This is a genomic window from Enterococcus sp. AZ103 (assembly GCF_051714685.1).
Lineage (GTDB): Bacteria > Bacillota > Bacilli > Lactobacillales > Enterococcaceae > Enterococcus_A > Enterococcus_A alishanensis.
In genome coordinates this window covers 698,539-717,164 of the sequence record NZ_JBIOSI010000001.1, presented here as the reverse complement: position 1 = coordinate 717,164, position 18,626 = coordinate 698,539, and the positions used below count along the sequence as shown (strand labels likewise).

Annotated in this window: 21 protein-coding genes and 1 pseudogene; 11 read left to right on the top strand and 11 right to left on the bottom strand. The window is 35.9% G+C overall.

Annotated features, from left to right (window positions below; translation table 11 throughout):
* Positions 1 to 53: 53 nt before the first annotated feature.
* Positions 54 to 401: a hypothetical protein gene (locus tag ID741_RS03645; protein WP_218327122.1), complete on the top strand. Its 348-nt coding sequence runs from the start codon at positions 54 to 56 to the stop codon at positions 399 to 401.
* Between the two features lie 31 nt (positions 402 to 432).
* Here the strand turns inward: ID741_RS03645 and ID741_RS03640 are convergent, their stop codons facing one another.
* From ID741_RS03640 to ID741_RS03625, 4 genes are all read right to left on the bottom strand, one after another.
* Positions 433 to 924: a GNAT family N-acetyltransferase gene (locus tag ID741_RS03640; protein WP_438719086.1), complete on the bottom strand. Its 492-nt coding sequence runs from the start codon at positions 922 to 924 to the stop codon at positions 433 to 435.
* A 2-nt stretch (positions 925 to 926) separates the two neighbouring features.
* Positions 927 to 1,256 (bottom strand): AzlD domain-containing protein, encoded by a 330-nt coding sequence (locus tag ID741_RS03635; protein WP_438719085.1) that lies wholly within the window; start codon positions 1,254 to 1,256, stop codon positions 927 to 929.
* The gene (locus ID741_RS03630; RefSeq protein ID WP_438719084.1) at positions 1,243 to 1,950 is read right to left on the bottom strand and encodes an AzlC family ABC transporter permease; all 708 of its coding nucleotides are present in this window, start codon (positions 1,948 to 1,950) and stop codon (positions 1,243 to 1,245) included. The genes ID741_RS03635 and ID741_RS03630 overlap by 14 nt, the downstream gene beginning before the upstream one ends.
* A 157-nt stretch (positions 1,951 to 2,107) precedes the next feature.
* Positions 2,108 to 2,662: an NADPH-dependent FMN reductase gene (locus ID741_RS03625; RefSeq protein ID WP_438719083.1), complete on the bottom strand. Its 555-nt coding sequence runs from the start codon at positions 2,660 to 2,662 to the stop codon at positions 2,108 to 2,110.
* A gap of 205 nt (positions 2,663 to 2,867) precedes the next feature.
* Here ID741_RS03625 and ID741_RS03620 point away from each other — a divergent pair, with 205 nt between their 5' ends.
* The 4 genes from ID741_RS03620 to ID741_RS03605 all read left to right on the top strand — a co-directional run bounded on the left by ID741_RS03620 (position 2,868) and on the right by ID741_RS03605 (position 7,766).
* Complete coding sequence (locus ID741_RS03620) at positions 2,868 to 3,929, top strand: ABC transporter substrate-binding protein (RefSeq protein ID WP_438719082.1); 1,062 nt, start codon at positions 2,868 to 2,870, stop codon at positions 3,927 to 3,929.
* 71 nt (positions 3,930 to 4,000) lie between these two features.
* Positions 4,001 to 5,644 carry an ABC transporter permease gene (locus ID741_RS03615; protein ID WP_438719081.1) on the top strand — a complete coding sequence of 548 codons (1,644 nt, stop codon included), beginning with the start codon at positions 4,001 to 4,003 and terminating at the stop codon, positions 5,642 to 5,644.
* The gene (locus tag ID741_RS03610) at positions 5,616 to 6,563 is read left to right on the top strand and encodes an ABC transporter ATP-binding protein (protein WP_438719080.1); all 948 of its coding nucleotides are present in this window, start codon (positions 5,616 to 5,618) and stop codon (positions 6,561 to 6,563) included. The genes ID741_RS03615 and ID741_RS03610 overlap by 29 nt, the downstream gene beginning before the upstream one ends.
* Positions 6,564 to 7,766 carry a glycosyltransferase family 4 protein gene (locus ID741_RS03605; protein WP_438719079.1) on the top strand — a complete coding sequence of 401 codons (1,203 nt, stop codon included), beginning with the start codon at positions 6,564 to 6,566 and terminating at the stop codon, positions 7,764 to 7,766.
* On the opposite strand, the gene ID741_RS03600 is transcribed toward ID741_RS03605, so the two are convergent.
* Both ID741_RS03600 and ID741_RS03595 read right to left on the bottom strand, forming a co-directional pair.
* Complete coding sequence (locus ID741_RS03600; protein ID WP_438719078.1) at positions 7,755 to 8,132, bottom strand: GNAT family N-acetyltransferase; 378 nt, start codon at positions 8,130 to 8,132, stop codon at positions 7,755 to 7,757. The two genes, ID741_RS03605 and ID741_RS03600, sit on opposite strands and share 12 nt — an antisense overlap.
* A gap of 4 nt (positions 8,133 to 8,136) precedes the next feature.
* Positions 8,137 to 9,318 carry a DUF3114 domain-containing protein gene (locus ID741_RS03595; RefSeq protein ID WP_438719077.1) on the bottom strand — a complete coding sequence of 394 codons (1,182 nt, stop codon included), beginning with the start codon at positions 9,316 to 9,318 and terminating at the stop codon, positions 8,137 to 8,139.
* A 282-nt stretch (positions 9,319 to 9,600) separates the two neighbouring features.
* Here ID741_RS03595 and ID741_RS03590 point away from each other — a divergent pair, with 282 nt between their 5' ends.
* The 3 genes and pseudogenes from ID741_RS03590 to ID741_RS03580 all read left to right on the top strand — a co-directional run bounded on the left by ID741_RS03590 (position 9,601) and on the right by ID741_RS03580 (position 12,207).
* Positions 9,601 to 10,458: a glycosyltransferase family 8 protein gene (locus ID741_RS03590; RefSeq protein ID WP_438719076.1), complete on the top strand. Its 858-nt coding sequence runs from the start codon at positions 9,601 to 9,603 to the stop codon at positions 10,456 to 10,458.
* Positions 10,451 to 11,320, top strand: coding sequence for a glycosyltransferase family 8 protein (locus ID741_RS03585; protein ID WP_218327110.1), 870 nt, complete (start codon positions 10,451 to 10,453; stop codon positions 11,318 to 11,320). The genes ID741_RS03590 and ID741_RS03585 overlap by 8 nt, the downstream gene beginning before the upstream one ends.
* Positions 11,313 to 12,207, top strand: a pseudogene (locus tag ID741_RS03580) (SDR family oxidoreductase). The gene ID741_RS03585 and the pseudogene ID741_RS03580 overlap by 8 nt, the downstream one beginning before the upstream one ends.
* 46 nt (positions 12,208 to 12,253) lie before the next feature.
* On the opposite strand, the gene hxlA reads toward ID741_RS03580, so the two are convergent.
* The 3 genes from hxlA to ID741_RS03565 are packed head-to-tail and all read right to left on the bottom strand — an operon-like array spanning position 12,254 to position 14,413.
* Positions 12,254 to 12,880, bottom strand: a complete 627-nt coding sequence (gene hxlA / locus ID741_RS03575; protein ID WP_438719075.1) for a 3-hexulose-6-phosphate synthase — start codon at positions 12,878 to 12,880, stop codon at positions 12,254 to 12,256.
* A 9-nt stretch (positions 12,881 to 12,889) separates the two neighbouring features.
* Positions 12,890 to 13,453 (bottom strand): 6-phospho-3-hexuloisomerase, encoded by a 564-nt coding sequence (gene hxlB, locus ID741_RS03570; protein ID WP_438719074.1) that lies wholly within the window; start codon positions 13,451 to 13,453, stop codon positions 12,890 to 12,892.
* A 3-nt stretch (positions 13,454 to 13,456) separates the two neighbouring features.
* On the bottom strand, positions 13,457 to 14,413 hold the full coding sequence (locus tag ID741_RS03565; protein WP_438719073.1) for a class I mannose-6-phosphate isomerase: 957 nt from the start codon (positions 14,411 to 14,413) through the stop codon (positions 13,457 to 13,459).
* 153 nt (positions 14,414 to 14,566) lie between these two features.
* On the opposite strand from ID741_RS03565, the gene ID741_RS03560 reads away from it, so the two are divergent.
* A complete protein-coding gene (locus ID741_RS03560) occupies positions 14,567 to 15,322 on the top strand; it encodes a DeoR/GlpR family DNA-binding transcription regulator (protein ID WP_438719072.1) in 756 nt (251 codons plus the stop codon).
* Positions 15,323 to 15,387: 65 nt separating this feature from the next.
* Here the strand turns inward: ID741_RS03560 and ID741_RS03555 are convergent, their stop codons facing one another.
* Positions 15,388 to 16,059: a lysostaphin resistance A-like protein gene (locus ID741_RS03555; RefSeq protein ID WP_438719071.1), complete on the bottom strand. Its 672-nt coding sequence runs from the start codon at positions 16,057 to 16,059 to the stop codon at positions 15,388 to 15,390.
* Between the two features lie 126 nt (positions 16,060 to 16,185).
* Here ID741_RS03555 and ID741_RS03550 point away from each other — a divergent pair, with 126 nt between their 5' ends.
* Positions 16,186 to 17,016, top strand: coding sequence for a MerR family transcriptional regulator (locus ID741_RS03550; RefSeq protein WP_438719070.1), 831 nt, complete (start codon positions 16,186 to 16,188; stop codon positions 17,014 to 17,016).
* Positions 17,017 to 17,090: 74 nt separating this feature from the next.
* Positions 17,091 to 17,471, top strand: coding sequence for an SAM-dependent methyltransferase (locus ID741_RS03545; protein ID WP_438719069.1), 381 nt, complete (start codon positions 17,091 to 17,093; stop codon positions 17,469 to 17,471).
* Positions 17,472 to 17,634: 163 nt separating this feature from the next.
* Here ID741_RS03545 and ID741_RS03540 read toward each other — a convergent pair whose 3' ends face one another.
* Positions 17,635 to 18,333, bottom strand: a complete 699-nt coding sequence (locus tag ID741_RS03540; RefSeq protein WP_218327102.1) for a helix-turn-helix domain-containing protein — start codon at positions 18,331 to 18,333, stop codon at positions 17,635 to 17,637.
* Positions 18,334 to 18,626 lie beyond the last annotated feature (293 nt).

Here is an 18,626-nt window from a genome sequence, read left to right as displayed (position 1 = left end):
AAATTCAGAAGAGTTTTTTTGTGTTATGATTTTCTTAACAGGAGGTAAAGCAAATGAAAAAAAGTACGTACATTTGGCTGATTGTCGGACTTTTTGTCTTAGGTGCAATTTTGCTACGAATAGGGATTGGAAAAATATCTTGGGTCGTACAAATCTTTTATTGGTTTATACTTATTTTTACAACACGTGCTTATAATAAAAAACAAAATCAAGACTTGGATGAGATGTGGACATTGGCTGATCGATTGGGAAAAACATCAGAGGATTTAAAAAACTATTCCGATTTAGGGTTGTTTGATCTAGAAGCTACTAGGAGAAATTCACATGGTGAACGAAGCTTTTATCCGAGTCGGCGATCGATTCGAAAGATTGTGGATAACTTGAAAAAGGAAGCTGAATAATTCCTCAACTTCCTTTTTCCACAGTGGATAACTATTTGAATTGATGATAAAGAATTTGGATGTCTGAATAAGTGCCGTCTTTCAATAAAAATCCGGCGGGAATCGTACCAATCAACTTAAAATCATTTTTGGTGTAAGTTTTTAAGGCGGCTTGATTGGAAACTACAACAGCATTAAATTGGATACCGGCAAAGCCTAATTCACGAGCTTCTTTTAAGGAGTATTTGACTAAAGGATCAGCTAATTTTTGTCCTCGAAACTCTGGTACTATACAATAACTGGCATTAGCAATATGGCTACACCGCCCGATATTATTGGGATGCAGGATATAATAGCCAGCTAATTTGTCATCAATAAATAGACAAGTGGTGGCGGTTTGTTCCAGCAAAAATTCGTGGAAATCTATTTCATAATAGAGCTCTTCACCAGGAAAAGCATCTCCTGCTAACAGTACTTCATTCCAAATATCGGTCATTTGGCTTAGATTTTTTGGGTCATAAGGTTTGAATATTAATTCCGTCATTTTTAAAATCCTCCTAAACGAATAACTGCAAGTGAAACAACACCGACGATCACAATCACCAGTAGATTTTTAGAAATTACGGCGCCAATTAAGGTGGGGAGAGAGGCTAATAAGTTTTCCACATTGACTGTGGGTAAGTGGCCTAAGTTTTGAACAAATAGACTGCTAAACCACAAAGACGACATAATGACAATCGGCACAAAACTAAGGTATTCGGCAACGCCTTTAGACAAAGTAAACTTCTTTAACAAAATAAAAGGTAATACCCGTGAAAGCCAAGTGACAATGCCACAGCTGAAAATAGTGAGTAGAGTAAAGCTAAAAGTAGGCACGTTTAATCACCACCCCAAATCCGCAACCAATTAAGGTCACTACTAAGATCAATAAGCTACTAGGAATAAAAATAAAGCCAATATAGGTTAAAAATAAAGTAAAGGCAATTACAATTAGCTGTAATTTACGATTCAATGAGCGATCGGCAATGACTTGCATGTACAATAAGCCAATAAACATCCCCACAATCGCAAAATCCAATCCCAAAGCTTCTGGATTACCAACAAAATTTCCCATAATGGCACCAACAAAACTCCAAAAACACCAAGTTAAAAATGAAATGACATTAGCTGTATTTAACCACTGAAAACTCAAAGTATGATTGGTGAAATTTAATTTATTCATCCCTAGTGCAAAACTCTCATCAGTTAAAAAAGTTCCTAATAAAATGTTTTTCCACAGGCTGTCATTTTTAAAATATGGAGCGACAGTTACGCTAATTAAGATCATTCGAGAACTAATTAACAGTGTGGATAATACAATCGATAGCAATGGACTATGACTAATGAACATACTAACCACAACAAATTGAGCAGTCCCTGAATAAATAAACATCGACATCAATAAGACGATTAGCGGACTGAGTCCAGCTGCTTTACCAACAATCCCAAAAGCAAGAGCAATCCCGATGTATCCAAAAACCGTAGGCATCGTCTCTTTAACACCAGTTCTTATATCTAAACTTGCATCCATCATTTCTCCCCCTCAAAAAATGAGCTATTGAATAGCATTTTATCAGAAAAATGTGGAAATGAATATCAAAAAATGAATAAAAAATTAAATAATTCTGTGTTATTTGTCATTTAGAATGAAAAAAAAGACTTGCAGCGAATGCAAGCTCAATTTTATGTTAATTTTTTTGTTTTTGCCAGATCGTCTGGTAAGCATCGAATAGGACAATTGTTTCTTCCATCAAGTTATTTAAACGACGATGAACCTCAGAATTGATGATGGTTCCATTAGCAAAATCTTGTTGTTCAATAAATAAATAATTTGGTAATGTATTAGCCTTCATATAGTGTAAAATCGGTTTTAATTGATTTTCAGCCATTAAAAAATGTTTTGGTGAGCCGGCACTGATAATTAGACTAACAATTTTATGAAAGAAAGCTTGTTGTGGTAATAAGTCGAAAACATTCTTCAAAGTACCAGGAATTGAAGCTTGAAATGTTGGTGTAGCAATTACGATAATATCTGCATCCATTAAATTTTTTGTTAAAATCCCCGTATTTGCAGGATAGTCAACATAATTACGACCATCGGCAAAGAGAATCGTCATTTCTTTTAAATCCAGCAAAGTAATTTCAGCAGCGGGAGCGTGTTTGAGTAAATATTTTTTAGCATCTTCTAAGGCTAACCGGCTTTTACTACCGGTAATTGAGGCGGATAGTAGTGTTATTTTCATTATTTTTCCTAACTTTCTTTTGAGTAACTGACAATCAGTATAACATTTCTCATTTTATTACTAAGAGATTTTGCTTATTATCTTTTGAAACCGTTATTTTTTACGATTGTTTAAGAAACTGAAGTACGTTATAATTTATTTGTTCATAAAAATGCAAATAAGAGCGCTTACGTGCATTTTTGCTAAATTTAAAGGAGGAAAAAATTTGAAGAAATTAAGTGTGTTAGTTACCGTATTATTTAGTTTGTTTGCTTTATCAGCTTGTGGCGCTAGTGATGATTCTAGTGGTACAGATACAACCGGCTCATCAACTGCCAAAAGTGAAAAACAATTTGAAGGTCAAACGCTAAATGTTGTAACAACTTCTGATGCTTACAAAGAATTGTTTGATAAGTTTTCAGACGAAACTGGAGCCAAAGTAGAATTTTTATCGATGTCTAGTGGCGAAGTGTTATCACGAATACAAGCGGATCAAAGTAGTGAACCAATGGCTGATTTGTGGTTTGGAGGCGGTTTAGATGCTTTCATGCAAGCGAAGACAGATGGTTTGTTGGAACAATATCAATCGGATGCTGTTGAATCAATCGATGAAAAATACCGTGATCCAGAAGATTATTGGTTGTCTAAAGGCTTAACTGTGGGTGGATTATTGATCAATAATGATGTGTTGGAAGAAAAAGACTTAGCGGCACCAGAAACTTGGGCAGATTTAGCCGATGAAAAATATAAAGATGAAATCATTATGAGTGATCCAGCTGTTTCAGGAACAATGTATGCGATTGTTAAAGGTATCTTAGATAAAGATGGTAATGATGCTGGCTGGCAATATTGGGAAAGTGTCAATGAAAATATTCCTTATTATGGTCAGCGGGGTAAAGATCCACAAGAAAAAGTTACTGCTGGTGAATTTGGGATTGGTTTAATTCCAGTTGATAAATCTGCCTTTGATGCGGCAGAAGAAAATGATCTTTCAGTAGTTTATCCATCAGATGGTATTCCTTGGGTCCCAGAAGGTGTAGCAGTCTTCAAAGATGCCCCTGGAAAAGACATGGCTGAAGCCTTTATTGATTTCATGTTGCAACCAGAAAATATGAAAGAATTGGCTGAACTAGATGGTAAAGATACCGACCAAATTATTATGCCAGGGGTTGATGGCTATGATTTAGGATTGGAATCTAAGGATTTAATCGATGAAGATTTGACTACTTTTGGTTCTGATCGAGAAGCTATCTTAAACCAATGGGCTGAAATGGCTGCAAATAAATAATTAAAAATAGTCTGTGGCATGATTGAATGATGTCACAGACTATTTACATACTATACTAGGAGGGATGCCAGATGAAGTTGAATAAAATGATTAACCGCATCAGTGAAGAGATCATTTATCTATTGATTGTCGCGGGTGTCCTTTTATTTATTTTATATCCTTACATAAAAATTTTTGCTGAAGCTTTTACGAGTGGCTCTTTTGGAATTACTGAATATTTAAGCGAAAATATGATGTTGTTAAAAAACTCTTTGTTTGTGGCAACTTTAACGACAGTAGCGTCATTATTTTTTGTGCTAAGCTTGACGATTTGCTTTTTATTTCTGAGTGAGAAAATGCAAAAGATTTTTCGCATCGGTTTGTTGGCAACGATGGTTTCCCCGCCTTTTGTGACTTCTTTGGCTTATATTACTTTATTTGGCCGACGGGGATTTATTACCCATGACTTGCTGCAATTAAGCTATAATCCTTACGGTCCTCAAGGGATTATTATGATGCAGACAATTAGTTTTGCTTCATTGAATGCCTTAGTTTTGATTGGGATGTTAAAAAATATCGATACTTCGATGATTAAAAGTGTCCGTTCGTTAGGAGCAAAATCAGATGCAGTGGTGAAGGATATGATTATTCCTTTGTTGCGACCGGGAATTATTGTAGTGGCACTAATTAGTTTTATTCGCAGTTTGGCGGATTTTCAGACACCGACAATTATCGGTGGCGGTTTTCGAGTGTTGGCAAGTGAAGGATATTTTGCCGTCATTAGCCAAGGAGATATTCATAAAGCGGCGCTGATTAACTTAACATTGTGTCTGCCAGCATTAATTGTCTTTTTTATTTATAATCATTTTGAAAAGAATGTGGCAAGTCAAAGCCATGGTCAAGAACAAGGCAGTTTGGCTTTGCCGCGCAAAGGGTTGTTTTTTTATGGTAGTAGTTTGGTTTCAGGTGTATTTTATTTATTGCTCATTTTGCAGTATGTAACGATTGTGGTGAATGCCGTAACGGTAAAACGAATGGGAAACTTTTATTGGTCTTTACAGCCGATTTTAGATACACGCGTCTATATTAGTGACACAATTATTCGGACGATTGTGTATTCCCTGTTGGCGGGTTTTATTGGCAGTCTACTGAGTTTTTTGATTATTTATTATAGTCAGGTCCGCCATAGTAAACTGATGAAAGGGATCGAAATGATCGGGACCTTGCCTTATTTATTGCCGGGTACTTTTTTTGGATTAGGTTATCTTTATGCTTTTTCCGGAGAACCTTTTTCATGGACGGGTTCCAGTATGATTGTCATTATTAATGTGATTTTTAAACAATTGGCTTTTGCTACAAAAGCTGCTAGCGCTAGTGTTAGCCAAGTTGATCCGACTTATTATAAAACAGTTCATGATTTAGGCGGACATACGTTAAATGAATGGAAAGATGTCTTTTTTCCAATGACTAAACAAGGGTTTGCCTTGACCTTTATCAATGGATTTATTGCCACTATGACAACGATCGGGTCGATTATTTTCTTGATTCGACCGGGACAAAAAGTGTTAACTTTGGTGATGTTTGATGTGGTGCAAAGAGGACTTTATGGTGTGGCATCAGTGATTGCATGCCTGATTATCATTATTTGTTTAGTGGTAGCAGGTTTGATAGCTCTTATTTTTAATTTAAATGGAAGGAGGAAACGGCATGTTTCTTTCCGTACAACAGCTAAATAAATCTTATGGTGATACTAAGATTCTAAAAGATATATCTTTTACCTTGCCACAAGGGGAGATGCTGGTAGTGTTAGGTCCCAGTGGTTGTGGGAAAAGTACTTTACTTAGTTGTTTAAATGGCTTTGAAAAAGTAAATAGTGGGAAGATTTTATTAGCGGAAGAAGATATTACTGAAGTTTCACCAGAAGAGCGGGACATTACAACGGTTTTTCAGTCTTATAGTCTGTTTCCTCATCTAAATGTACTTGAAAATTTAATGTATGGACTAAAATTCAAAAAAATAAAAAAAGGAGAGGCTCGAAAAAAAGCTGAAGAAATGTTGGCATTGCTACGCTTAAGTGATTATGCTGAAAGTAAAATTCAAGATTTAAGTGGTGGACAGCAACAACGGGTAGCGTTGGGTCGTAGCTTAATTGTTGAACCAAAACTATTATTACTAGATGAACCTCTATCTAATTTGGATGAAAAATTACGGATATCTTTACGGGCAGAGATTCGTCGATTACAAAAGGAATTGGGCATGACAATGGTGTTTGTCACTCATGATCAACAAGAAGCTTTTGCTATTGCTGATCAAATATTATTGATGAATCAAGGAGAAATTCAACAAATTGCGGCGGGAGAAGAATTATATAATCATCCACAAAATCCCTTTGCCCTGACCTTTATTGGAGAAAATAACTTATTGAGTCAGCAGCAATATGTGCGCCCTGAACAGATCCAATTAGTAGCTGACAAAGAAGGTGAAGGAGAAATTATTCAGCAGCGTTTTCAAGGAGCAACCATTGATTACGAGGTCCTGGTTCAAGGAAATAAATTAATAGTCACTACTTTAAATAATGGCAGCTATTTTTCTATCGGACAAAGAGTGTGTGTGAATTATCAAAGTCAAAAAATAGCAACAGACAGGAGTAAATAAATGAAAATATTACATGTACAAGCACAATTGCCGGCTAAAACTGGGAGCGGTGTTTACTTTTCCAATTTAATTAAAGGGTTAAAAAAATATGATCAAGCTTGTGTATATGGCACTTTTGGTGATTTTAGCTATGATTTAATTCCACAAGAGAAACAATATACAGTCAAATTCCCTAATCAAGATCTGGCTTTTTCATTACCTGGAATGAGCGATATCATGCCGTATGAAAGTACGATTTATGGAGAGATGACAGAAGAGATGATTGCTGCTTGGCAAAAGTCTTTTCGAAAAATTGTCAAACAAGCTGTTGCTGAATTTCAACCTGATGTGATTTTTTGTCATCATTTATGGTTTTTAACATCGTTGGCACGAGCAGAATTTCCTGAATTACCAATTTTTGCTTTTTGTCATGGAACCGACATTCGCCAAGCGCGCCAACATCCCCATTTGTTAGAAAGGTACGTCACTAATTTAGATCAATTGGACCGTGTCTTTGCACTGAGTCATCTGCAAATTCAAGATATTCAAACGGTTTATCAGATACCAAAAGAAAAAATTACCGTACTAGGTGGCGGATTTGATCCAGAAATTTTCTATCCAGTAGAAAAGACACATAAAGAAACCATTGATTTAATATATGCTGGTAAAATTTCCGCAGCAAAAGGCACCTTTGCTTTGGCACAAGCCTTTGAAAAAATCAGTCAACAGCATTCCGAAGTTCATTTGCATTTAATTGGTCATGCGGCTGAAGATGCGCAGGAGCATTTAGCACCTTATATCGGAAATCCACAGTTGCATTTATATAATGTCGCCAACCAAAAGTTATTGGCTGACGAATTTCGTAAAGGCGATATTTTTGTCTTACCTTCTTTTTTTGAAGGTTTGGGCTTAGTAGCGATTGAAGCACTGGCTTGCGACTTGCGGGTAGTTGTGACAGAGATTCCGGCTTTGCAGGAACAATTAGGTAAAACAGTGAATGATAGCGGGATTATTAGTTATGTACCGTTACCTCGGATGCACAATCAGGATGAACCAGTAGCTGAAGATTTACCGCAATTTTATCAAGCCTTAGGTGCAGCCTTGGAGCAGCAAATCTTAGCGGTTAAAGAAAACAAAAAAATCCCGACTGAAATAGCAACGGAAATCTTAAAAAGCAGTTGGCCGCAACTAATCAGTAAGGTGGAAGAGTATTTACTTTTCTAAAACAGAGCCGACAATTTTAAAGCCTAACTTTAAATAATAAGGATCGGCATCACTAGTCACATACAAAGATTCTTCTGGAAATTCTTGCTGGAAATGTTCGATTAATTGTTGACCGTAGCTATTACCGCGATAAGCTGGATCAACTAACAAATCTAAAATATATAAACCAAATCCATCATCATTACGTCCACGAATATAGCCGTAAATTTTTTGTTGATCTGTTAAGACAAAAGATATTGACCGGTCTAAAGCGTGGGCGTATTTTTGTTGGTTTTCTGGCGTATTGTAGGTCCATTCCGGTCCTTCACGGGTCATTAAAGCAAAAAGCTCGTCTAAATCATTGGTTTGATATTTTCTGATAATCATCATATCACCTCATAAATTTTTTGAAATGTTCTTTTAATAGCTGGCTATTTTCTTTGGAGGAACGGCCATTGATGGCGTAAGCACCTGTTTTATTAGTATAAGAAAAATTCCCACTGGTTTTTGTAGGTGCTTTGTATTGATTCTTTTTTAAAATTTTTCTGCGAAATTGCGGATCACTCTTGCCAAATTTTACGTCTAATCTAGTATGAGTCCTATCGTTTTTATTAGCATAATTGAAACTAGCTCCGTTGACTACACCATTTAAATTATCGAGATCTAAAATATTTTGAAATTTTCCAGCACGGTTGATAATAAATTCACTATGAAAAGCGATTAACAACTTAAAATTCCCTCCATCATACCCGCTAGGATAGGCTCCTAAACCGGCGTGAGCCTTTTTTTGATGCAAACGATCAGAGTCTGAAAGTGAGAAGTTTCGATTTCTTAAAAAATAGGCCAACTTGGTTTGATCACTAAAACCAAATTTTTGTCGGCGAATAAATTCAGTTTGTTGTAATGAAATGAGATAGCGTAATTGATGGATTTGTTTTCCTAACGAATCAGTCAATGTCAGAGGTGCAGGAAATGCAATCTGGACTTCCGATGCTAAACTATGCCAAAAAGGATTATCTGGTGCCAATTCAGAACTAAAATGACTTAGTAAATGCTGAATGACCGAAGATTCCTGCGTTAACTCTGGGGGAAAGTCTAAGCATTTTAGTAAGACCGTTAGTTTGTTTCGAGCATTTTTCGTTTGCTGTTGCGTATTCCAGGCATTCCACATGGATAAAAAAGTTTCTGAACCAACTAACAAACTGGGATTTTCTTGGTTTGTTGTCAGATAAGCGGCTTGGCTAATAGCTGGCCATCCTAATTGTTTTAAACAAGGCAGAACACCGAGAGTCAAAAAATAATCTTCTGCGTGGAGCAAATAATTTTTAAGTGCAGGGATGTTTTCGTTAACTAAATTATTCAAGGCTGCTATTTCAGGCTGTAAAGAGAATATAGGTACCAATTTTTCTTGTTTTAAGACAGGTTTTTTTTGCTGTAGCCAAATTTTTGCTTGGATCTGCTGCTGAATTATTTTTTGCGCTTCTAATAGAAAGGATCGGTTTTTAGCAGGGTAATGTTTCAAGAAAAATGGTAATACGGCAATTTTTTCTTCCAAATCAAGTGTGTATGACATAACAATCACCTCATCAATTATTTTAACATCTCTATGAAGGTTTTTAGTAATAATTGAATAGAATCATTTTTACAAAAAAATTTACTTTTTTTGATAAATAGCTCCTAAAAGTTGATTTTATCCTTATTAAATAAGGATTATTTCTCGATAGAAATCATTTTTTTCAATCATATAAAAAAATGAAAGTAAACAATTTTTGTAAAGTTTTCGTAACGAGACTAGGGTGAGGCATATGAGCTAGTTAAATGTGAAAAGTTCATTGAAATGAAAGGAGAGGTTGAAATGGAAAATCAAAATAGTGTTATTCCGATAGTCACTGCAGCTGATGAAAATTATGCGCCATACCTTAGTGTCATGCTTACTTCAGTTGTTGAAAATAATCCAGAAAACCGTCCGCTTTGTTTTTATGTTATCGACGATGGACTTTCTAAAACAAGTAAGCGTCATTTTGAAACGGTGATTAGCCGTAAGACAAACCACGCAACCATTCAATTTTTAACGATTGATCGAAATATTTATCAAGACTTTTTAGTTAGTGATCACATTACAACAACAGCATATTTACGCATTTCGTTACCGAAACTTTTAGCCGGAGGACCATACGATAAAATTTTATATTTAGATGCAGATGTATTATGTTTGGCAGATGTCGCTGAATTATATGATCAGCCCTTAAATGGTAATATCGTCGGTGCAGTAATTGATGTAGGTGAAGTAAACGGTTTAAAACGTTTAATCGGCGATGTCGATGGGTACTATTTTAATTCGGGTGTTTTATTGATTGATGTTATCCAATGGAATGCTCAGGCGATTACCGAAAAGACCATTGATTTTTTAACAATTTTTAATGATCGGATTGTCTATCATGATCAAGATGCACTGAATGCTGTTTTACACGGCAAATGGCAACCGCTCCATCCTAGATGGAATGCCCAAACAGCTTTAATTTTTAACAAATTTCCTGCCCCTGATAGCCATTATCAAACTTGGTATCAAGAATGTCACCTGCAGCCGGCCATTGTTCACTTTACTGGACACGATAAGCCATGGAATACCCTGGTTGGTCATCCATACACGCAACAATATTTAACCCAGTTGGCTGACAACCGGATGAAGAAAGTAGGAAAGGTAAATGGATAAGCATGAGCGAGTTATTGTAGCTAGTACTAATTCAGATTTTGCCCCTCACTTAGCGGCATTATTTGTTTCAATTTTAGACCAAGTTCAGTCATCGAAGGATTTTTTTCATTTTTACGTGATTGATGATGAACTTGATTTTAACAATCGTCAGTTGCTACGACTATCTGTAAAAAATTATTGCAACCATGCAACTGTGGATTTCATGAAAATTGATCCTAAGTTTTTCGAAAACGTAGTTGTGAGTGAGCGAATACCGAAAACAGCCTATTACCGGATTGCTATTCCCGAATTATTTCGTGGGACGGGCATCGACCGTATCCTATATCTAGATTGTGACATGATCGTTTTAGATGATATTACGAAATTATGGCAGCTAAAACTAGATGATACGATTTTAGCGGCAGTAGAAGATGCTGGATTTCATAATCGTTTGGCAAAAATGCAAATTCCAACTTTATCAGATCGTTATTTTAATTCTGGCTTTATGTTTATTAATATCAAACAATGGTTGAAAAACGAGGTGACTAGTAAAGTTTTGAATTTTATTAGTGAAAACCCTGAAAAATTACGGTTCCACGATCAAGATGCTTTAAATGCTATCTTACATGATCAATGGTTAATCTTACATCCTAGATGGAACGCCCAAGGTTATATTATGAATCAAGACGTGGTCCATCCGTTGGCGCAAGGTGAGCGGGAATATGAAGAAACAAGAAAGCATCCATCCATCATTCATTATTCTGGACATGTAAAACCATGGGACCAAGATTTCGATTGCTTTACGCAAAAATACTATAAAAAATACGCTGAAGAAACAGCTTTTCAATATTTAGAAAACCAAAGGAGTTTACCAAATGACTGAACCAAATTTAATTGATCCAAGAAAACGATATTATACTGATAAATTTACCAATCAAGAACAAGATACCCCCGCTTTAGGTGAAAAGATGCAACCAAAACCAGATTGTGGTGAAGAAAGCTATCAAGGCAATCATGAATTAGAAAATCGACGGGTATCAATTACTGGTGGAGATTCTGGTATCGGCAGGGCAGCAGCAATTGCTTTTTGCAAGAGAAGGTGCCGATATTGCTTTACAATTTTTACCAGGTGAAGAAAAAGATGCTGCAGAAGTAGCACAATATGTTGAAGCTGCCGGTCGTAAAATAGTTTTATTACCTGCAGACTTAAGAAATGAGCAAGCGCCAGAAGAAATCGTCAGTCAAGCTGTTAATGAGCTAGGCGGACTAGATACTTTAGTCCTAAACGCTGGACAACAAATTTCTCGGATGGAAATAAAAGACCTACCAATGCAACAGGTCAAAGATACTTATCAAGTTAATATTATTGCGATGTTTGCGATTGTTAAAGCGGTGGAAGCCTATATTCCAGCGGGTGGTGCAATTGTGACAACGACTTCTGTTCAAGCTTTTAATCCTAGTGAAAACCTATTGGATTATGCTTCAACTAAAGGTGCGATTGCTAATTTTACGGTTGGTTTAGCCAAACAATTGGCACCTAAAGGAATTCGCGTGAATGGCGTTGCTCCCGGTCCAATTTGGACACCATTACAATTAGATCAAGGACAACCAGCAGGCGCCTTGCCTGAGTTCGGTCAATCTAGTTTATTAGAACGCGCAGGACAACCAGTTGAGCTGGCTCCCGTATATGTGTTTTTAGCTTCCAATAAAGCCAGCTATGTCACCGCTCAGATTTACGGTGTAACTGGTGGCGAGGCGATTAATTTATAGTAAAAAAGAAGCTGTCTCATCTATTTTTCAGATGGACAGCCTTTTTTTATTTTAAAGCAGTTTTAATTAACTTTGCTTCTTTGACAGGGTCTTCTGCATTTAAGATGCCACTGCCGACAATGACGATGTCTGGTTTTAAAGCAACATATTCAGCAATGGTTTGACTATTAATTCCACCAGCGACAGCAATTTTTGTATGTTTAGTATATTTTTTCATTTCGATTAAATCTTCTAATGGTGTTCGACCAGCGTGTTGTTGATCTGCACCGGTGTGAACGGCAATGATATCGACGCCGATTTTTTCTAATGTTGGAATTCGTTTGGCAAAACCAGTGACGCAAATCATATCTACCATGACTTTCCGCTTTTGTTTCTTAGCTTGATCCACACAACCCTGGATAGTTAAATCATCAGTGATGCCTAGCACAGTGACATATTCAGCCCCGGCATCATAAGCGAGTTCGGCTTCATAGGCGCCGGCATCCATAATTTTTGCATCACATAAAACTTCTAGTTGAGGAAATTTTTGTTTGATTTGACGAACGGCTTCACGACCTGCATCAATTAAGAAGGGCGTACCTACCTCAACAATATCAATATACGGGGCTAACGATTCTAGTTGTTCCAAGGCTTCGTTTAGGTTCAATTCATCAATCGCAAGTTGTAATTTCATTTTTTTCTCCTATTCTAAATTGGCATGATTGGCAAAAGCTTTTGAAGTGTCGACCTGCTGCTCGCTAGCAAGTTCAACAATGAGGGCATCTCCTAAAAGCAAAACGGCTTCTTCAAACATACTGCCACCAGGTAAAATACCCATTTTGTTTTCTGCCGAAGATGGTAATTTATCAGTATATGCTGGAATTTTTACTAATATATCAGCTGTTTCCCCCAAACTAGATTCAGGGAAAATCGAGAAGACAGCAACCTGCCCTTGATATTCTTTGGCTTTTTGTGCTGTCTGTAAAATAGATTTGGTTTCGCCGGAAGCACTTGCTGCGATTAATAAATCTCCTGCTAAAAAGGCGGGTGTAGTAACTTCGCCAACAATATAAACTTGAAATCCGATATGCATTAAACGCATAGCAAAGGCTTGTAACATCAAGCGAGAACGACCTGCTCCAGTTAAAAAGATACGCTTACTGTGGCGAATGGCTTGCACTAGTTTAGTAACTTCAGTTTTATCAACCTTACTTAAAGTTTCGCTTAATTCTTTGGCTGCTTGTACAGCTATTTGAAAGCTTTCCATTTTTTATTCCCTCGTTTCCGCTAAATTTTTATAACTAGCAATAAACATATCTAATGAACCAGTAAATTTTAACTGTGAAATACCATCTGGAATTAAGACTGTTTCACCTTTTATCACTGGTGTATTGTTAATTGTTCCCTCACCGTCAACAACAGTAATAAAAGCAAAACGAGCTAGATCATAAAAACCAAAATCTTTTACTTTTACACGACTTAAACCATATAAACCAGGTTCATCCCAATAATCAGTCACTTCACAATTAGATTTTAAATAAGGTTCATACCAAACAAAACCTTTTGATGTATCAGGAACTAAGACATTGTCTACAACTTTATCGATGTGTAATTCACGATGTTCTTTTGTATTAGGATCAATCCGATCATAATCAAATAAACGATAAGTTAAATCAGCATTGCGGGAAATATTGTAAGTTAGTACATCTCGACCAATAGCGTGTAATGTCCCAGCTGGAATATCAATAAAATAATCTTTTTTAGCTGGAAGATATTTTAATAATTTTCCCCAATCATGAGCATCTGCTAAAGTTTTAAATTCTTCTCTAGTGTGAGCGTGGTGACCAAATTCTATTTTTCCATCTTCTGGTGTATCTAAAATGACCCAAGCTTCTGGTTTGCCACGAGAATGATCATGAACCAATGCGTAAGCATCATCAGGATGCAGCTGGACAGATAAGTCAGCCAGTGGATCCAATAAATTCACGCGAATCGGCAATTGTTCAGTATCGCATTTGAACCAATCTGGATAATCTCGATAAAGCTCTGACAAAGTGAGATCTGTTCCTTCAACTTTGCAATCGGCCTCACCAGGAAGAGCCACCACATTATAAACTTCACCAATAGGATATAAATCCGTTTGATAATTGAAGTTTTTTAAGATGCGATCGCCACCCCAAATTCTTGGTTCGAGGAATGGTGAGATTTTATAAATTTGTTTTTCCAATTAAAACCAACTCCTTAAGTTTGTTTTCTGTGATTAAACAAATTATAAACGCTGATAAGAAAAAACTCAAGCAAAAATTTGGTTTTATCGATAAATACCAATTTATAAGTTGGATATGCTATAATAAACAAAATGATTTCAAGGAGAAAACAAATGAAGTTAACCAGTGAAGAGCGTAAAAATAAAATTTTACATGAAGTAATTACCAAAGGAGAAATTAGTATCAATCAGCTAGCAGATGAATTGGGGGTAACGACGGAGACCATTCGTAAAGATGTTAGTTTTTTAGATGAAAAAAATTTAATTGAGAAGAAGCACGGTTTAGTAACAAAGGCCAATACTTTTTTTGAAAATGAATTTTCTGTTAAAGAAAATACCCAACTACCAGAAAAAATTAAAGTCGCAGAAATGGCTTTAAATTTTATTCCAGAGAATGCGGCAATATTACTAGATACCAGCACCACTGTGTTACAGCTGGCTAAATTATTAGTGATGCGAGATGATTTGACAATCGTTACTAACTCACTTCAAATCAGTCAAGTACTAGCTAATTCTGACAATCAAATTTTACTAACAGGCGGATTGTATCGAAAGAAAAGCAATTCGTATGTAGGAGATTGGGCAATTCAAGCTATTAAAGAAATGAATTTAGATGTTGCTTTTCTTGGCTGTGATGGATTCTCAGCGACAGGTCCAACCATTCGTTCTTATCAAGAATTGGAAATCAAAAAAATAATGGTGGAGCAAAGCAAAAAAAATATCGTTTTAGCAGATTCAGCAAAACTAGAGAATACTGGATTATATTCTTATGTCGATTATCAGAATTTAGATGTTGTCATTGTGGAAAGAAACTTGACTGAAGTAGAAAGACAGGCATTTCCTGAGGAATTATTTTTTTATACGAATTGAGATAAAAATAGATCAGCTGGAATAATCAAGTGTTGTTGATTGTTCCAGCTGATCTTAATCATTATTTAGTTAGTAAAAAGTTGGAAAAATAAAATAACAACGGCTGGTATAAATGAAAATGCTGCATTGTAAATAAAATGCGCCATCAAACTAAACCAAATATTTTTCTTCCAATAGTAGAAAAGGGCAAACAAGAACCCGCCAGCCATTAAAGGTAAAGTATAAATAAGCTGACCTTGAAAGTTGTTAAAGTGCGCTAGTCCAAATAAAATGGAAGACACAAACAGCATGAGAATCGTCATAGTTTTTGAAGTTGTCCATTTGAAAAACAAGATGTGGCGAAAGACCAATTCTTCAGTAAAAGGTGCCATCATAGGGATTAATGCACCAATCAAAGTCGGCAAAATAGTCATGGTGAGTAAGTTGCCATGGATACTTGCTGGCTGCACTAGTCCTCGACCGACTTGCTGAATCACACCAAAAATAACTGCAAACAAGACACTCAACATAAAATTCCTGAATAGTTTTTCTTTGTATTGCTGCCAGCTGTTTTTCAAAAACGTCCGATTCAATAAAATCGCGGCTAAAAAGCCTAAAAAGAATATACCAAAAACTAAAAGTGGACCAGCTACTGGTAGTTTGATCAAGTCGGTTAAACTAAGTAACCAGCCAATTAATAACTCTAGTGGAATAATTAGTAGTGTCGCTAATTCTCTTTTTGATAAGGGCCTGTTCATCTGAAAGTCTCCTAGTTTTTCCTTCATTTTAACACTATCAGCTGATTATATTAAAAAATCTGATTGGTAGTTTTAACTGCCTTTTGATAAAATTTAAAGGAAATAATAAGCGAAGGAGGGATAACGTTGTTTAGAATTGGTGAGTTCTCCAAATTAACGCACGTATCGATTCGAATGTTACGTTACTATGATGAGGTTGGATTATTAAAACCTGCCGCAATTGATTCAATAAATAACTATCGCTTATATGCTACTGAGCAAATTCCTATGCTGAATCAAATTATATTTTTGCGGGATTTAGGGTTTAATGTAAAAGAAATTAGTACAGCCGTAAAAAAATGGCAGCCGGAAAATATTGCTAAACTTCTCGATCAAAAACAACTAATGCTTGAAAAACAACTATCACTAGAGCAAAAACGACTAACTAAACTAGCCATCGCCAAACAAGACTTAGTGAAAGAAAAAATCGAGCTTCATTCCAATATTACAATTAGATCTGTTCCTAGCTATCAAGTCTTGTCTTTAAGGAAAATAGTCAAAGATTATTTTCAGGAAGGGTTACTCTGGAAAGAATTGGGTATGTTTATCGAAGAACAAAAAATTTCATTGTCTAGCGGTGAGGAATCGTTAACGATTTATCATGACCCGGAATATAAAAATCAAGATGTTGATATGGAAATTTGTCTCGTTACTGATCAACTAATCGCATGCCCCTCACCGTTTAGTTGTCACCAAATAAAAGCAGTCCCTTTAATGGCTTCCTCAATGGTGTATGGTTCTTTCGAAAAAATAAATGATCTTTATTTGGCTTTTGCCGGTTGGCTGACGGAGCATCAACAATATCAAATGGGAAATCATAGCCGTCAAATCGTTCATCGCGGTCCTTGGAATGAAGAAAACCCCGACAATTATTTAATTGAAATTCAAATACCGATTCAAGAAAAATCCAGCAATTAAAATTGTTGGATTTATTATTGACCCTCACATGGTGTCAGACCCTAAACTGAAATTAATAAGAAGGGGGAATTTGAATGAAGAATTTTTCAGTAAAATCAATTGGTCAGGTGGTTAACGATCAAGAAGAGATAGCCATTCAATTGTCGGCAGAATATGTAGCAGGATTAAGTGGATTAAACGGCTTTAGTCATTTGGTGGTACTTTGGTGGCCCAATCAGATGGACTCTGACGAGGCGCGTAGCATGTTAGAAGTTCCTAAACCATATAAGAATGCACCAGATACGATGGGGATTTTTGCTACACGTTCACCAGTTCGTCCGAATCCGATTGCGATGACGGTTGTCGATATTTTATCTATCGATGAAACAACTGGACGGATTATCGTGCCCTATATTGATGCGTTTGATGGTACGCCAGTTTTTAGATTTAAAGCCTTATACGCCAAGTGCCGATAAAGTGGAGCAGCCTGGTGTCCCAGAATGGAGTGCTCACTGGCCAGAAAATTATGAAAGCTCAGGCGATTTTGATTGGGAAAATGAATTCATGTTTTAGCCAAAAAACTGCTGACTCGTTTAAAATAGCGAGTCAGCAGTTTTTTTTGGAAGGTTGCATAAAAAATTAGCGATAAGAATTGCCTAATTTGTACCCTTTACCCCAAGAAGTAGTGATTTGATATTCAAAAAATCCAGCTTCAACCAATTTTTTATTTACGTTTTTAATGATTCCTGATAACCGACTTTCCTTAGATTTTGTTAACTCACCACCCCAAATACTTTGAGCAAGTTCTTCCCGAGTCACGTATTCATCTTTTGATTGCCATAAAATATTGAAGACCGTTCGCTCTTGCGAAGACAAACTCGTATAAGTAAATTCTAGAAATTTATTTGGGTCATCATCTTGTAATGTTGCTGACGATTCTTGTTGAAAAGAACCCATTATTAAATTGTTTTTTTCTTTTAAAAATAATAAATCACGAATCGTTTCAAATGAGGTATCCTTAGAAATAAAGCCAAAAATACCAATGTGTTTCCACAACTGTTGCTCTTCGTCGTTCAGGGTTTGACTTGTCTTTCTAAAAACTAGTGCATCCTTAAATATTTCTTTCTGCTCCGATAGAATACTACGGACCTCTTCATTTGAGACTGTTTCGCTAAAAATAATCGCATCAAAGTAATCAAAAATACTTTTGACTGGCCAACTTTCTTCTAGACTTTTTAACAATTGGTTACTACTAAAAACTTCATGGCCCATGAAATTAAGCTGCTGGGAGAAAGATTGTTCAAACGACACGCTTTTTGTAAGTAATAAAATATTCATAAAAAATTTCCTTTCGTAAGTACAATCAACCATAATAGTCGAGTTTTGTAACTTTATTATTAGATTATACTGTATTTTAGCATTTATTATAAATGATTAGTATTGATTTTTGGTTTCAATAACCATCGTTATTGGTTATTGGGATTCAAAATAAACATTTTTTTATTAGAATGAGATTTTTTTGGGGCTTCTATATGCTATATGGAAAGAATAAAATTGGCAAACCATATCAGTGAATAATACCGGAGTATAAGAATTAATTAATATTTCTCTAATGGATAACGTAAAAATAT